The 14,922-nt window shown below is 73.6% G+C and carries 13 protein-coding genes; 8 read left to right on the top strand and 5 right to left on the bottom strand.

Going from position 1 to position 14,922, the window contains the following annotated elements; translation table 11 throughout:
• Positions 1 to 75: 75 nt before the first annotated feature.
• The gene (locus RIM90_RS06265; RefSeq protein WP_309059556.1) at positions 76 to 1,551 is read left to right on the top strand and encodes an SDR family NAD(P)-dependent oxidoreductase; all 1,476 of its coding nucleotides are present in this window, start codon (positions 76 to 78) and stop codon (positions 1,549 to 1,551) included.
• A gap of 25 nt (positions 1,552 to 1,576) precedes the next feature.
• Here RIM90_RS06265 and RIM90_RS06260 read toward each other — a convergent pair whose 3' ends face one another.
• Positions 1,577 to 2,026, bottom strand: coding sequence for a hypothetical protein (locus tag RIM90_RS06260; protein ID WP_309059555.1), 450 nt, complete (start codon positions 2,024 to 2,026; stop codon positions 1,577 to 1,579).
• 472 nt (positions 2,027 to 2,498) lie between these two features.
• Here RIM90_RS06260 and RIM90_RS06255 point away from each other — a divergent pair, with 472 nt between their 5' ends.
• Both RIM90_RS06255 and RIM90_RS06250 read left to right on the top strand, forming a co-directional pair.
• Positions 2,499 to 2,672: a hypothetical protein gene (locus RIM90_RS06255; RefSeq protein ID WP_309059554.1), complete on the top strand. Its 174-nt coding sequence runs from the start codon at positions 2,499 to 2,501 to the stop codon at positions 2,670 to 2,672.
• A gap of 53 nt (positions 2,673 to 2,725) precedes the next feature.
• Positions 2,726 to 3,208: an N-acetyltransferase gene (locus RIM90_RS06250; protein WP_309059553.1), complete on the top strand. Its 483-nt coding sequence runs from the start codon at positions 2,726 to 2,728 to the stop codon at positions 3,206 to 3,208.
• A gap of 15 nt (positions 3,209 to 3,223) precedes the next feature.
• Here RIM90_RS06250 and RIM90_RS06245 read toward each other — a convergent pair whose 3' ends face one another.
• Entirely contained in the window at positions 3,224 to 3,649 is a 426-nt protein-coding gene (locus RIM90_RS06245; protein WP_309059552.1) for a VOC family protein, read from the bottom strand.
• Positions 3,650 to 3,905: 256 nt separating this feature from the next.
• The gene (locus RIM90_RS06240) at positions 3,906 to 5,249 is read right to left on the bottom strand and encodes an amidase (RefSeq protein WP_309059551.1); all 1,344 of its coding nucleotides are present in this window, start codon (positions 5,247 to 5,249) and stop codon (positions 3,906 to 3,908) included.
• A 314-nt stretch (positions 5,250 to 5,563) separates the two neighbouring features.
• Between RIM90_RS06240 and RIM90_RS06235 the strand changes: the two genes are divergently transcribed.
• On the top strand, positions 5,564 to 8,584 hold the full coding sequence (locus RIM90_RS06235; protein ID WP_309059550.1) for a glycoside hydrolase family 38 C-terminal domain-containing protein: 3,021 nt from the start codon (positions 5,564 to 5,566) through the stop codon (positions 8,582 to 8,584).
• A gap of 45 nt (positions 8,585 to 8,629) precedes the next feature.
• Here RIM90_RS06235 and RIM90_RS06230 read toward each other — a convergent pair whose 3' ends face one another.
• A complete protein-coding gene (locus RIM90_RS06230; RefSeq protein WP_309059549.1) occupies positions 8,630 to 9,331 on the bottom strand; it encodes a FadR/GntR family transcriptional regulator in 702 nt (233 codons plus the stop codon).
• A gap of 155 nt (positions 9,332 to 9,486) precedes the next feature.
• Here RIM90_RS06230 and RIM90_RS06225 point away from each other — a divergent pair, with 155 nt between their 5' ends.
• The 4 genes from RIM90_RS06225 (at position 9,487) to RIM90_RS06210 (ending at position 13,478) form a co-directional block, all read left to right on the top strand.
• Positions 9,487 to 10,833 carry an enolase C-terminal domain-like protein gene (locus RIM90_RS06225; protein WP_309059548.1) on the top strand — a complete coding sequence of 449 codons (1,347 nt, stop codon included), beginning with the start codon at positions 9,487 to 9,489 and terminating at the stop codon, positions 10,831 to 10,833.
• Positions 10,830 to 11,594: an SDR family oxidoreductase gene (locus RIM90_RS06220; RefSeq protein ID WP_309059547.1), complete on the top strand. Its 765-nt coding sequence runs from the start codon at positions 10,830 to 10,832 to the stop codon at positions 11,592 to 11,594. Before RIM90_RS06225 ends, RIM90_RS06220 begins: the two co-directional genes overlap by 4 nt.
• Positions 11,591 to 12,577, top strand: a complete 987-nt coding sequence (locus RIM90_RS06215) for an aldo/keto reductase (protein ID WP_309059546.1) — start codon at positions 11,591 to 11,593, stop codon at positions 12,575 to 12,577. Before RIM90_RS06220 ends, RIM90_RS06215 begins: the two co-directional genes overlap by 4 nt.
• A gap of 61 nt (positions 12,578 to 12,638) precedes the next feature.
• Positions 12,639 to 13,478 carry an amidohydrolase family protein gene (locus RIM90_RS06210; RefSeq protein WP_309059545.1) on the top strand — a complete coding sequence of 280 codons (840 nt, stop codon included), beginning with the start codon at positions 12,639 to 12,641 and terminating at the stop codon, positions 13,476 to 13,478.
• Here the strand turns inward: RIM90_RS06210 and RIM90_RS06205 are convergent.
• The gene (locus RIM90_RS06205; RefSeq protein WP_309059544.1) at positions 13,466 to 14,887 is read right to left on the bottom strand and encodes a lipase maturation factor family protein; all 1,422 of its coding nucleotides are present in this window, start codon (positions 14,885 to 14,887) and stop codon (positions 13,466 to 13,468) included. The genes RIM90_RS06210 and RIM90_RS06205 overlap by 13 nt on opposite strands.
• Between the last annotated feature and the right edge of the window lie 35 nt (positions 14,888 to 14,922).

Genomic DNA, 14,922 nt, shown 5'->3' with positions numbered 1-14,922 from the left:
CTCCGTAAAATCCCCCGTTCGACAGCGGGCGCGATACGGAGCGCCGCGACGGCAGAGCGGGAAACGGCAGCGGCGATGACGGTGACAGAGGACGGCCCCCGGGCCACGGACGCGGTGGCACACGGGCCCGGCATCGACCCGGAGCGGCTCGCCGTCTGCCTCAGCGTGCTCGAGGAACTCGACAAGCTCGACGTCGACCACCCGGACGCGATCCTGGTCCGCCGGGCCACCTCGCACATCTACCGCACCGTCAAGCAGCGCCGGCGCCAGGAACGCCGGGCCGCCAAGACCGCCCACGACAGGGCGGTCACCGAGGCCACCGCGACCGGCTCCGCCGAGCGCATCGACGACGAGACGGAAGGCATCCTGCCGTCCTCCCGCGTCGCGCCCGGTCAGATCGCGGGGATCCTCCAGCGCCCCCGCTCCTGCTACGTCTGCAAGACCCGCTACGTCGAGGTCGACTACTTCTACCACCAGCTGTGCCAGAAGTGCGCCGCCGAGAACCGGGCCCGGCGCGACGCCCGCACCGACCTCACCGGCAAGCGCGCCCTGCTCACCGGTGGCCGCGCCAAGATCGGCATGTACATAGCGCTGCGGCTGCTGCGCGACGGCGCGCACACCACGATCACCACCCGCTTCCCGAACGACGCCATCCGCCGCTTCAAGGCCCAGCCCGACAGCGACGAGTGGATCCACCGGCTGAAGATCGTCGGCATCGACCTGCGCGACCCCGCCCAGGTCGTCGCGCTCGCCGACTCGGTCGCCGCCGCCGGACCGCTCGACATCCTCATCAACAACGCCGCCCAGACCGTCCGGCGCTCCCCGCAGGCCTACAGCGAGCTGGTCGCCGCCGAGTCCGCCCCGCTGCCCGCCGGTGAACTGCCCGCGGCCGAGGTGATCGGCACCTTCGGCTCCGGCGCGGTGGCCGAGCTCCCGGTCGCCGGGAGCGGCGCGCTCACCGCGCAGGACGTCACCGACCTGGCGCTGGTCTCCGGCTCCGCCTCCCTGGAGCGCATCGCCGCCGGCACCGCGATCGACGCCGGTGGTCTGGTCCCGGACCTGCACGACACCAACAGCTGGGTGCAGACGGTGGAGGAGGTCACTCCGGTCGAGCTGCTCGAGGTCCAGCTCTGCAACTCCACCGCGCCGTTCCTCCTCATCAGCCGGCTCCGCCCGGCCATGGCGGCCTCCCCGGCCCGGCGGAGGTACATCGTGAACGTCTCCGCCATGGAGGGCGTCTTCGCCCGCGGCTACAAGGGCGCCGGCCACCCGCACACCAACATGGCCAAGGCCGCCCTGAACATGCTCACGCGCACCAGCGCCCAGGAGATGTTCGACAAGGACCGCATCCTGATGACGGCCGTCGACACCGGCTGGATCACCGACGAGCGCCCCCACCCGGACAAGGTGCGCCTCGCCGAGGCCGGCTTCCACGCCCCGCTCGACCTGGTCGACGGCGCGGCCCGCGTCTACGACCCCATCGTGCGCGGCGAGGCGGGCGAGGACCTGTACGGCGTCTTCCTGAAGGACTACGCGCCCGGCAAGTGGTGACGGCGGCGGACGGACCGGCGGCCCGTCAGTCGACCGCGCCCAGCCGTGAGTTGCGCGCCGCCAGCAGCTCCAGCACGGTGCGCCAGTCCTCCAGGACCCCGGCGTCGAAACAGGTGGCGCGGGCCTCCTCGTCCGCAGCGCGCAGGGTGAGGAGGTCGTCGTCGGCGGGAGGGCCGCTTCGAGGGTGACGGCGGACCAGGCCGGCGACCCGCTCGCCGAGCAGGGCCCGTATCGCGTCCGCCGCACGGTCGGCCCGTCCCACCGGTTCGGCCGGCCACAGCAGCAGGCCGACGGGCCGCACCAGGCCCGCCACCTGGAGCTCCTTGTCCGCGGGCCGGCCGCGGCGCAGCAGCGCGGCGGTCCGCAGCGCGTGCTCGTGGGCGTCGACCGGGGTGCCGCCCCGGCCCGGCACCTCCCGGGTGCCCCGACACGCGTACAGCAGGTCCATCAGCTCCTCGACGGTGCGCAGCTCCATGCGCCGGTCCTCCCGGGAGACAGCCGTTGCCGTGCGGCAGCAGACCATGACGAGCTTGCGTGTCGGCCAACGGGACCTGAACTTCGCCATGACCACGCGGTCTTCCCGAGAACGCCGACGCCGTGTAGTCCGAATGAGTGACCGGGCAAAGTGCGTGCATGCCTAAATAGGGGCACATTGGGGGGCGTTGAGTACGGCGCGACGCGCGATTGTTACCCTCGGTTTTGAGCCCCATCGAGCAGGGGGCCGCTCATTTGGTTACCCTGATGAGGACGGACAGCAGCAAGGGTCCTACCCGCACCCACGGTCCGTCATGGGACAAGCCGGTTCACAACGGCCTGCTCTCCCTCGAGTTACCGGCGCCACCGCGTCCGAACCGCTTTCGATACAGGCCCGAGCGGACGTCCGGCGCACGGCGCGGCAGGACCGGCGCAGCACGTCCCTAGGGTGACCGACACATAAGGAGTGCGCGGTGACACCGGAGAAGACGAAACGCGAACAGCGTCCCAAGGAACGCCCGGAGCGCGCGGGCCGCCGGCCCGGGGAGCTCGGCAGCCTGGACGTGTGGGCCCGGTCGGCCCCGATCCGCCTCGCGGGTTACGAGGACGACCTCGCCGAGCCCCACATCCTCCCCAGCGTCGACTGACATCCGCCACCCCTTCGCGATCGCCGGTCGCACGGCATGCCAGACTCACGTCCATGCCGATCAGGGAAGCGACCTCCGACGACTGGCCGCGCATCTGGCCGTTCTGGCACCGCATCGTCGCCGCGGGCGAGACCTACACGTGGGACCCGGGCACCTCCGAGGAGGACGCCCGGGCCCTGTGGATGAACCCGGCCAAACAGGTCTACGTCGTCGAGGACGACTCCGGGGCCGTCGTCGCCTCCGCCTACCTCACCCCCAACTACGGCGGTCCGGCCGCCCGGATCGCCAACGCCGGTTTCATGGTCGACCCGGACCGTGCCGGCCGGGGCCTCGGCCGCGTCCTCGCCGAGCACGTCCTGACCGAGGCCCGGGCGGCCGGCTACCGGGGCATGGTGTTCAACGCCGTCGTCGAGACCAACCCGGCCGTGAGGCTGTGGACGTCCCTGGGGTTCGAGATCCTCGGGACGGTTCCCGAGGCGTACGAGCATCCCCGGCACGGCCGGGTCGGGCTGCACATCATGTACCGGGCGCTGTGACCGGGGGTCCCGTCTCTACGGCCGGACGTAGGGCCGGGTCATGATCTCCATGTTGTGGCCGTCCGGGTCGTCGAAGTAGGCGCCGCGACCGCCGAACAGGTCGTTGACCCGGCCGGGCTCGGTGTGCCCCGGGTCGGCGTAGTAGGTGACCCCGACCGCCTCCAGGCGGGCGATCATCGCGTCGAACCGCTCCCCGGGCACGAGGAACGCGTAGTGCTGCGGCTGTATCGGCTCGTCCCGCTTCTCGTAGAAGTCGAGCGTCACCCCGTTGCCGAGGTCGACGGGCAGGAACGGCCCGAACGGGGCGCCGACCTCCAGGCCCAGGATCGCGGCGAGGAACTCCGCCGACAGCCGCCGGTCGTGGGCGTGGACGACGGTGTGGTCCAACCGGACGGTCGTGGCGGGCGGTTCGGTCGTGGAAGAGTGCTGTGCTTCGGGCATGGCTGGATTCGTCTCCGGGTTGTCGTCTCCGTCGGGGACGCCGCGCGAGAGGCGCGGCGGAAGGAACGCGGAGAAGGAGGCGGGGCGCGTGCCCCTCCCGGCTGTCGGCTCCGCTCGAGCGGGGGGAGGCCCCCCACCGGCCTCACACCGAGGCCGGGAGCGCCTTACGTGTATGGCCCACGGCCGACCCGGCAGTCACCCGGCCGACCCTAGGCGCCCGCCGCGGACCACGGCAACACCGTTTCCGGCCGGGGCGCTACTCCAGGGGCGCGATCCGCTGCCACGGGTGCCGCTGTTCCAACTGCCCGGCGATCTCCAGCAGACCCGCCTCCGACCCCGGAGGGCCCACCAGCTGGACCGCGCAGGGCGCGCCGGACGGCAGGGTTCCGAACGGGACGGACATCGCGGGCCAGCCCGTCAGGTTCCAGGGCGGGGTCAGCGGTGAGTACGCCGAGTTGGCGGCCACGTTCCGCAGCCAGCCCCGCTCGTGCCAGGGCGCGGCCTTGGGGGAGCGGCGGGCCAGCGCCGGGGTGAGCAGGACGTCGTACTCGGCGAAGAACGGCTCCAGCCGCTGCCGCAGCCGCTCCCGGCCGGCCCCGGAACGCACGGTGTGCTCGCAGCGCCGGCCGATGGCCGCGTGCACCCGGGTGCGCCGCGTCAGCAGCCGGGCGTCGACACCCCGTGCGTCCACGGCCGTCCCCGCCGTCCAGTGGGCCAGCGCGGTCACGCCCAGCGACACCGGGTACGGCGGATCGGCCCGCCGCACCTGGTGCCCGGCCTTGATCAGCACCCCGGCGGCCTCCCGGGCGGCCGCCGCGTACGGCCGGGTCACGGGGGCGCCGGCCAACGGGCTGCGCAGGGACACGGCGATCCTGCGGGTGTCGTTCCCGGGGCGGCGCACGGCCCCGGCGCCGGCGAGGACCTCGAGCATCAGACGGGCGTCCTCGACCGTCGTGGCGAGCGGCCCGTTCTCCGACATCCCGAACCAGTCACCGTCCCCGATCCCCGCGGGCACCACCTCGCGGCCCGGCTTGATGGTGACCAGGCCGCAGTTGGCGGCCGGTATGCGCAGCGAACCCATCCCGTCGTTGCCGAGCGCGATCGGCACCATCCCGGCGGCGACGGCGGCCGCGCTGCCCCCGGACGACCCTCCCGCGGTACGCGCCGGGTCCCAGGGGTTGCGGGCGGTGCCGTGGACGCCCTCGGTGGTGCCGAAGACGCACAGCTCCGGCACGTTCGTCAGCCCCACGACCACCGCGCCCGCCGCCCGCAGCCGGGCCACCGTCTCGTGGTCCCGTCCGGCGGGCGTGTCCGGGGTCGCGGCGGACCCGACGCGCATGCTCTCGCCGCGCACGGCGAGGTTGTCCTTGACGGCCACCGGCACCCCGGCCAGGGGCAGTTCGCCCAGCCCGGCGCGAGCGGCCACCTCGTCGGCCTCGGCGAGGGCGGCCTCGGCCCGTACCGTGCGGAAGGCCCCGATGCGCCCGTCGAGCCGCTCGATCCGCGCGAGGTGCTCCGCGACCACCTCCCGCGGCGCGACCCGCTTCTCCCGTACGGCGGCGGCGATCTCGACGGCGGTCCGGCCGACCCAACTGGTCACCTTCGGCTCCTCGTGGCGAGGGGGAACAGGGCAGTGCGTACCGGCGAGTACGCAGGGAGAACTGTGCCCTGGCCAGGGCCTCACGTCGAGAGTCCGGGCGACCGGGCCGGTGCGTTCACCACCGGCCACGGGCCGCGGGCGCCGGATCGCCGGCGGCCCCCGGCCCGAACCGGGGGAGCGCCGGAGGTGATTCGAACCGCGCGCGGTGGGGGAGCTGTACACCACGTCCGGACGCGTGACCCCGCGCCCACCTGGTGACCACCGCCCTGAGCGGCCGACCCGTCCACCCCCGCCACCGCTACGGAGCACCCCGCATGCATGACGACCGCACCCTGGTCGAAGCCCGCCTCAGGCGTGTCCTCGACGAGCGCATCCGTCCCGCCGTGTACCCCGAGTCCGTCCCCCTCGAGGTCGCGGTGTGGCACGCACCCGGAGAACCCGTCCCGGTCGCCGAGGGCCTCGCGGCCGAGCCCGAACCCGTCGAGGCGGGCGCCCGCTGGGGTGCTCCCTGGGGCACCAGCTGGTTCCGGGTCACCGGGACCGTCCCCGAGGCGTGGGCCGGGAGGACCGTCGAGGCGATCCTCGACCTCGGCTTCGACGAGGACATGCCCGGATTCCAGTGCGAGGGCCTGGTCTACCGGCCCGACGGCACTCCGGTGAAGGGCCTGAACCCGCGCAACCAGTGGGTGCGGATCGGTGCCCCCGTCGAGGGCGGCGAGGAGGTGCGCCTGCACATCGAGGCCGCCTCCAACCCCGTCATCCTCGGCCACCACCCCTTCCGGCCCACACCACTCGGCGACAAGGACACCGCCGGCGGCGAACCGCAGTACACGCTCGCCCGGATGGACCTCGCCGTCCTCGACGAGACCGTCTGGCAGCTGGTGATCGACCTGGAGGTGCTCGGCGAGCTGATGGCCGAGCTGCCGGTGGAGTCGCCGCGCCGCTGGGAGATCCTGCGAGCGGTGGAGAGCGCACTGGACGCGATCGACCTCCAGGACGTGAACGGCACGGCGCAGCGCGCCCGTTCACGGCTCACCGGCGTCCTCGCCGCGCCCGCCGTGCCCTCCGCCCACCGCATCAGCGCCGTCGGGCACGCGCACATCGACTCGGCGTGGCTGTGGCCGCTGCGCGAGACCGTGCGCAAGGCCGCCCGTACGGCGGCCAACATGACCGCGCTGCTCGACGACGAGCCGGAGTTCGTCTTCGCCATGTCCCAGGCCCAGCAGTGGGCGTGGGTGAAGGAGCACCGGCCCGAGGTGTGGGTCCGGGTCAAGAAGGCCGTGGCCGACGGGCGGTTCGTGCCGGCCGGCGGCATGTGGGTGGAGTCGGACACCAACATGCCCGGCTCGGAGGCGATGGCCCGGCAGTTCGTGCACGGAAAGCGGTTCTTCCTCGACGAGTTCGGCATCGAGAACGACGAGGCGTGGCTGCCGGACACCTTCGGCTTCGCCGCGGGCCTGCCCCAGATCATCAGGGCGGCGGGCTCCCGGTACCTGCTGACGCAGAAGATCTCCTGGTCGCGGACGAACACGTTCCCGCACCACACCTTCCGGTGGGAGGGCATCGACGGCACCCGGATCTTCACCCACTTCCCGCCCGTCGACACCTACAACTGCTCGATGAGGGGCGGCGAGATCGCCCACGCGGTCCGCAACTTCCGGGACAAGGGCGTCGCCCGGCGCTCGCTGGCGCCCACCGGCTGGGGCGACGGGGGCGGCGGCACCACCCGGGAGATGGTCGCCAGGGCGGCCCGGCTGAGGGACCTCGAGGGGTCGGCGACCGTGACCTGGGAGACGCCGGCCGCGTTCTTCGCGAAGGCCGAGGCCGAGTACCCGGAACCGCCCGTCTGGGTCGGCGAGCTCTACCTCGAACTGCACCGCGCCACCCTCACCAGCCAGGCCGGGACCAAGCAGGGCAACCGGCGCGGCGAACACCTCCTGCGCGAGGCCGAGCTGTGGGCGGCCACGGCGGCCGTGCGGACCGGATTCCCCTACCCGTACGCGGAGCTGGACCGGATCTGGAAGACGGTGCTGCTGCACCAGTTCCACGACATCCTGCCCGGCTCCTCCATCGCCTGGGTGCACCGCGAGGCCCGCGCGACCTACGAGCGGATCGCGGAGGAGCTGAACGGCATCGTCGAGGCCGCCCAGCGCGCCCTGGCCGGCGAGGGCACCACCCCGCTCGTCTTCAACGCCGCCCCGCACTCCCGCGCGGGCGTCCCGGCGGGCGGTGCGCGCACCCCGGCGGAGCAGGGGCGTACGGAGCTGTCGGGCCGTGCCGGGGGCGGGTACGTCCTGGCCAACGGGATCCTGCGGGTCGAGATCGACGTCCGGGGCCTGGTGGTCTCCGCCCGCGACATCGAGGCCGACCGCGAGGCCATCGCCCCCGGGCGGGCCGGCAACCTCCTCCAACTGCACCCGGACTTCCCGAACATGTGGGACGCCTGGGACGTCGACGCGTTCTACCGCAACACGGTCACCGATCTGACCGACGTGGACGAGATCGCCGCCGGGGAGGACGGCGCGTCGGTGCGGGTCGCGCGTTCCTTCGGCGGCTCCCGGGTCACCCAGGTGCTGTCGCTCGCGCCGGGGGAGCGGCGGCTGGTGGTGGACACCGAGGTCGACTGGCACGAGACGGAGAAGTTCCTCAAGCTCGCCTTCCCGCTCGACCTGCACGCCGAACGGTACGCGTCCGAGACCCAGTTCGGGCACGTCCACCGGCCCACGCACACCAACACCTCGTGGGAGGCGGCCAGGTTCGAGGCGTGCAACCACCGCTTCGTCCACCTGGAGGAACCGGGCTGGGGCGTCGCGGTCGTCAACGACTCGACGTACGGCCACGACGTGACCCGTACCGTCCGCACCGACGGCGACCGCGGTACGACCACCACCGTTCGTGTCTCCCTTCTGCGCGCCCCGCGCTTCCCCGACCCCGAGACCGACCAGGGCGTGCACCGCTTCCGGCACGCGCTGGTGCCGGGCGCGGGGATCGGCGACGCGGTGCGCGAGGGCTGGCGGATCAACCTGCCCCAGCGGCGGCTCACCGGGGCCGGCGAGGTCGCCCCGCTGGTGACGGTCGACCAGGAGTGCGTGGTGGTCACGGCGGTCAAGCTGGCCGACGACGGCAGTGGCGACGTCGTCGTCCGCTTCCACGAGGCCCACGGGGGCCGTGCCCGCGCCACGCTCACCACCGGGTTCGCGGCCGCGGACGTCCAGGTGACCGACCTGCTGGAACGCCCGCTGGCGGACACGGAGCCGCCGGGCCTCGACGACGGCCGGATCCGCGTACGGCTGCGCCCCTTCGAGCTGATGACGCTGCGGCTGAAGCGGGCCTGACCCGTGCGCCGGGACCGGTCCGGCCGCGGTCCGGTCCCGCGCCCCTCAGCCCGCCGTCCGCGCCCGCAGCCACTCCTCGACCTCGCCCACGTGTGCGGCCGCCGCCGCCCGCGCGGCCTCCGGGTCGCGGGCGACGAGGGCGCGGTGGATGGCGGCGTGTTCGCGGCGGGTGCGGGCGAAGGCGTCCTCCTCCTGGTAGCCGCGCCAGACCCGGGCGCGCAGGGTCCGCGAGGACAGCCCGTCCAGGATCGCGGCCATGGTCTCGTTGCCGGCCGCCGCGGCGATCTCGCGGTGGAAGGCGAGATCGTGGGCGAGGATCTCCTCGGGATCGTCGGTGGCGTTCATCGCCGCCAGGCGCCTTCCCACCTCGGCCAGCCGGTCCGGCGTGATCCGCGCCGCCGCCAGCGCGGTCGCCGTCGACTCCAGGACCCGCCGCACCTCCAGCAGCTCGACCAGCCGCCGCCCCCGGGACAGATCGGCCACCACCCCGAACGTCTCCAGCAGGTCCGCGGCCTCCAGCCGCGTGACGTAGATGCCCGAGCCGTGCCGGGCCTCCAGCACGCCCAGCACCGTGAGCGCACGGATCGCCTCCCGCATCGAACTGCGGGACATGCCCAACTGGGCGGCGAGATCCCGCTCGGTGGGCAGCCGTTGCCCCGGTGCCAGCCCGCCTTCGGCGATCATCGCCTTGATCCGCTCGATGCCGCGCTGCGTCACGGTGCCCTTCCGCGGGGCCGTCTCCTCCACGCCGCTCCTCCACTCACCGGGTGCGTCGCAGTCTAACGACGGAAGTGGTCCGACCATGTGTGCTCGAAAGGGCGGTTCATTGCGTCCGGGGGGTGTTCCCGGCGGCAAGTGGTCTGATAAGTATGCGGTCATCGTCGCCCAGCGAAAGGCCCTCCGTGCCCCCGCAGCCCGTCCGCGTCACCGCCGTCGACACCTACGACGTCCGGTTCCCCACCTCCCGCGAACTCGACGGCTCCGACGCGATGAACCCCGACCCCGACTACTCGGCGGCCTACGTCGTCCTGCGCACCGACGCCGCCGACGGCCACGAGGGGCACGGCTTCGCGTTCACCATCGGCCGGGGCAACGACGTCCAGGTCGCCGCGATCGAGGCGCTCCGCGGCCATCTGGTCGGACGGTCCGCCGACGAGCTGTGCGCCGACCCCTCCGTCCTGAACCGCGACCTGATCGGCGACAGCCAGCTGCGCTGGCTCGGACCCGAGAAGGGCGTGATGCACATGGCGATCGGGGCGGTCGTCAACGCGGTCTGGGACCTGGCCGCCAAGCGCGCGGACAGGCCGCTGTGGCGGCTGCTCGCCGAGGCCGACCCCGCATGGCTCGTCCGGCAGGTCGACTTCCGCTACCTCACCGACGCCCTCACCCCCGAGGAGGCCCTGACCCTCCTGCGCCGCGGCCGGGAGGGCGCCGAGGAGCGCACGGCCCGGCTGCTGGAGCGCGGCTACCCCGCGTACACCACCTCACCCGGCTGGCTCGGCTACGACGACGACAAGCTGGCCCGGCTCGCCGCGCGGGCGGTCGCCGACGGCTTCCGGCAGATCAAGCTCAAGGTCGGAGCCGATCTGGAGGACGACATCCGGCGCTGCCGGGTCGCCCGCGCGGTCGTCGGACCGGACGTGCGCATCGCGGTCGACGCCAACCAGCGCTGGGACGTGGCCGAGGCGATCCGCTGGACCAGGGCGCTCGCCGCGTTCGACCCGTACTGGATCGAGGAGCCCACCAGCCCCGACGACGTCCTCGGCCACGCGGCCGTCCGCCGGGCCGTCGCCCCGGTGAAGGTGGCCACCGGCGAGCACGTGCAGAACCGGATCGTCTTCAAGCAGTTCCTCCAGGCCGGCGCCCTCGACGTCGTCCAGATCGACGCGGCCCGCGTCGGCGGGGTCCCCGAGAACCTGGCCGTCCTCCTGCTCGCCGCCAAGTACGGCGTGCCGGTGTGCCCGCACGCCGGCGGAGTCGGCCTGTGCGAACTCGTCCAGCACCTGTCGATGTTCGACTACGTGGCCCTCTCCGGCACCACCGAGGACCGCGTCATCGAGTACGTCGACCATCTGCACGACCACTTCCTCGACCCGGTGGTGGTCCGCGAGGGTCACTACCGGGCCCCGCTCGCACCGGGCTTCTCGGCCGCCATGCGCCCGGAGTCCCTCGCCCGGTACACCTACCCCGACGGCGCCTTCTGGGCCGCCGACACGGACCCGCAGAAGGAGAAGGAGCAGGTGGCATGAGCGACTTCGAGGGCCTGACGGCCCTGGTCACCGGCGGGGCCTCCGGCATCGGCCGGGCCGCCGCGGACCTCCTGGCGGAGCGCGGCGCCCGGGTGGCCGTCCTCGACCTGGACCCCTCGTCCGTCGGCGCGCCCCTCACCGGGTACCGCGCCGACGTCACCGACGACACCTCGGTGCGCGCGGCGGTGGCCGCCGCCGTGGACGGCCTCGGCGGCCACGGCGTCCTCGACGTACTGGTCAACAACGCCGGCATCGGTGCGCAGGGCACCGTGGAGGCCAACTCGGACGACGAATGGCACCGCGTCTTCGACGTCAACGTCCTCGGCATGGTCCGCACCGCCCGCGCCTGTCTGCCGCACCTGCGCGCCTCCGCGCACGCGGCGATCGTCAACACCTGCTCCGTCGCCGCCACCGCGGGCCTGCCGCAGCGGGCCCTGTACAGCGCCACCAAGGGCGCCGTGTACTCCCTCACCCTCGCCATGGCCGCCGACCACGTCCACGAGGGCATCCGCGTCAACTGCGTCAACCCGGGCACGGTCGACACCCCCTGGGTCGGCCGGCTGCTCGACGCGGCCGACGACCCGGCCGCCGAACGCGCCGCCCTCGAGGCCCGCCAGCCCACCGGCCGCCTGGTCTCGGCCGCCGAGGTCGCGGGCGCCATCGCCTACCTGGCGAGCCCGCTGTCCGGCGCCACCACCGGCACGGCCCTCGCGGTCGACGGCGGCATGCAGGGACTGCGGCCGCGCCCGGCGGACCGGTGAACCGGCTCGGCCGCAGCGGCGTCGAGGTCACCGGCCTGGCCTTCGGCAGCTCCGGGATCGGCAACCTGTACACCGAGGTCGGGGAGGAGGCGGCGCACGAGACGGTGCGGGCCGCCTGGCGGCGCGGCATCCGCTACTTCGACACCGCGCCGCACTACGGCATCGGCCTGGCCGAACGCCGCCTCGGCGCGGCCCTGCGGGAGTACCCGCGCGAGCAGTACACCGTGTCCACCAAGGTGGGTCGCCGCCTCGAACCCGCCGACGCCGGCGGCGACGACCTCGCCCACGGCTTCGCCGTGCCCGCCACCCACCGCCGCGTCTGGGACTTCAGCGCCGACGGCGTACGGCGCACCCTGGAGGCGAGCCTGGAACGCCTCGGCCTGGACCGCGTCGACGTCGTCTACCTCCACGACCCCGACGACCACGCCGAACAGGCCTTCCGCGAGGGCTACCCGGCCCTGGAGGAGCTCCGCGCGGAGGGCGTCGTCGGGGCGATCGGCGCGGGCATGAACCAGACCGCGATGCTCACCCGCTTCGTCCGCGACACCGACGTCGACGTCGTCCTGTGCGCCGGCCGCCACACCCTGCTCGACCAGAGCGCCTCGGCCGCGCTGCTGCCCGCGGCCCTGGAACACGGCACGTCCGTCGTCATCGGCGGTGCCTTCAACTCCGGTCTGCTCGCGGACCCCCGGCCGGGCGCCACGTACGACTACGCGCCCGCGCCCGCCGCGCTGCTGAACCGCGCCCTGCGCATCAGGGAAGCGGCCGAACGCCACGGCACCACCCTGCGCGCCGCCGCCCTGGCCTTCTGCGCCGCCCACCCGGCGGTCGCGAGCGTGCTGGTCGGCGCCCGCTCGACGGCCGAAGTCCACGACTGCGCCGACCAGTTCGCCACCCCGGTGCCCGCCGCCCTCTGGCAGGAGCTGCGCGACACCGGCCTGCTGCCGTCCGACGCACCCGTCCCCGCCGAGGAGCCCTCGTGAGAGTCGCCCCGCACACCCGGGGGCGCCCCGACCCGGTCCCGCCCGGAGTGGGGGAGCCGCCGTGACCGTCGACGCGCACCACCACGTCTGGGACCTGTCCGTCCGCGACCAGGACTGGATCACCGGACCCGGCCTGCGGCCCCTGCGCCGCGACTTCACCATGGACGACCTGATCCCCCAGGCGAGGGCGGCCGGTGTCGAGCGCACCGTCCTCGTCCAGACGGTCACCGTCCCGGAGGAGACCCCCGAGCTGCTGGCCCTCGCCGACGCGCACGAGCCGATCGCCGGCGTCGTCGGCTGGACCGACCTCACCCGCCCCGGCGTCGCCGACGAACTGGCCCGGCTGCGCGAACTGCCCGGCGGACAGTACCTGAAGGGCGTCCGCCACCAGGTCCAGAGCGAGCCCGACCCCGAGTGGCTGCTGCGGCCGGACGTACAACGCTCACTCGCCGCCGTGGCCGACGCGGGGCTGGCCTACGACCTGGTGGTGCTGCCGAGCCAGCTCCCGGCGTGCGTCCGGGCGGCCGCGGCGCTGCCGCGGCTCACCTTCGTCCTCGACCACGCGGGCAAACCCCCCGTCGCCTCGGGCACGCTCGAACCCTGGGCGTCCGACGTCCGCGCCCTGGCCGCCCTGCCGAACACGGTGTGCAAGCTCTCCGGCCTGGTCACCGAGGCCGACCCGGCCTCCTGGAGCATCGACGGCCTGCGCCCGTACGCCGACGTCGTGCTGGACGCCTTCGGGCCCGGCCGGCTGATGTTCGGCTCGGACTGGCCGGTGTGCACCCTGGCGGCGGCGTACGGCGACGTCCTCTCCACCGCGCGGGCGCTGGCCCGGGGCCTCGGCGCCACCGAACGCCGTCAGCTCTTCGAGACCACCGCCGTCCGCGTCTACGGCCTCTGAGCCGGCTGTGCCAGCCGGGTCGGCGGCAGGAACTCCCGCACGTACGTCCGCTCCCAGCACGCGCCCGTCTCCCGCAGCTCCCGCCAGGTCGTGTAGCGGTAGCGGAACAGGCGGGCGCGGACGTACCGGGGCGGCGCGTCCGGCGGGAACGGGGAGCGGCGCAGCAGCCTCAGCGTGTCGCGGTCGTTCTCCAGCAGGCGCTCCACCAGCGCGCCGAACCACGGCCCGGCGTACGCGGGCGACAGCGCGGCGAACCACATCAGCCAGTCGAGCCGCAGATGGTACGGGGCGAACTGGCGCGGCCAGCGCCGCGGATCACCCGGCTTTCCCTTGAACTCGTACTCCCGCCAGTCGGAGTCCTGCCGGGCCGCCTCGTCCGCCGTGCCCTCGATCACCACCTCGTACCGGACCCGGCTGACGCTGCCGAACGCCCCGTAGGTGTTGACCAGGTGCAGCGGGTCGAAGGAGCGGTTCATCACCTGGCGGCGGGAGAGCATGTTGCGCACCGGACGGTAGCTGAGGGCGAGCAGCAGCGCGGACACCGCGAGGACGACCACCACGTACCACAGCGGCGGGCCGGGCACGTCCGGCGGGTCGGCCGGGAAGGCGACCGCCGACAGGGCCAGCACGATCGTGATCCAGTTCAGCCAGGCGAAGTTGCCCGACAGCACCAGCCACAGCTGGGTGACGATCATCAGCGAGGCGGCGGCCGTGGCGACCGGCTGCGGGGCGAACAGCAGGAACGGCACGACGAGCTGGGTGACGTGGTTCGCGGCCACCTCCACCCGGTGCAGCGGCTTGGGCAGGTGGTGGAAGAACCAGCTCAGCGGCCCCGGCATCGGCTGCGTCTCGTGATGGTGGTCCAGGCAGGTCAGCTTCCGCCAGCACTCGTCGCCGCGCAGCTTGATCAGCCCCGCGCCGAACTCCACGCGGAACAGGATCCACCGCAGCAGGAACAGCACGACGACCGGCGGGGCCACCTCGTCGTTGCCGAGGAAGACGGCGAGGAAGCCGACCTCCAGGAGCAGCGACTCCCAGCCGAACGAGTACCAGGTCTGCCCGACGTTGACGATCGACAGGTACAGCGCCCACGGCACCAGCCACAGCAGCATCCCGCCCCACAGCGGCAGCAGCGAATCCAGCCCCGCGAGCAGCGCCGCCGACACCGCGCAGCCGGACCACGCGCACAGCGCGAAGAACCGGTCCGAGTAGTGCAGGTGGAACAGGCTCGGCGACCGGCGCGCCGGCACCCGCTCGACGAAACGCGGCACCGGCAGCATGCCGCGCTCCCCGATCAGCGCACGGAACTGCAGCGCCGCCGTCAGGAACGCGACCAGGTACAGCCCGGCCAGCGACCGCTGGAAGACCAGCCGGGTCAGCCAGTAGTCGGATGCGGTGAACCACTCCACGGCACTGCGCTCCCTCCGCCATTGTCCCGCCGGAC

This window comes from Streptomyces sp. (genome assembly GCF_031181555.1).
GTDB classification, from domain to species: Bacteria; Actinomycetota; Actinomycetes; order Streptomycetales; family Streptomycetaceae; genus Streptomyces; species Streptomyces fimbriatus.
This window is presented reverse-complemented; position numbering and strand designations above follow the sequence as displayed.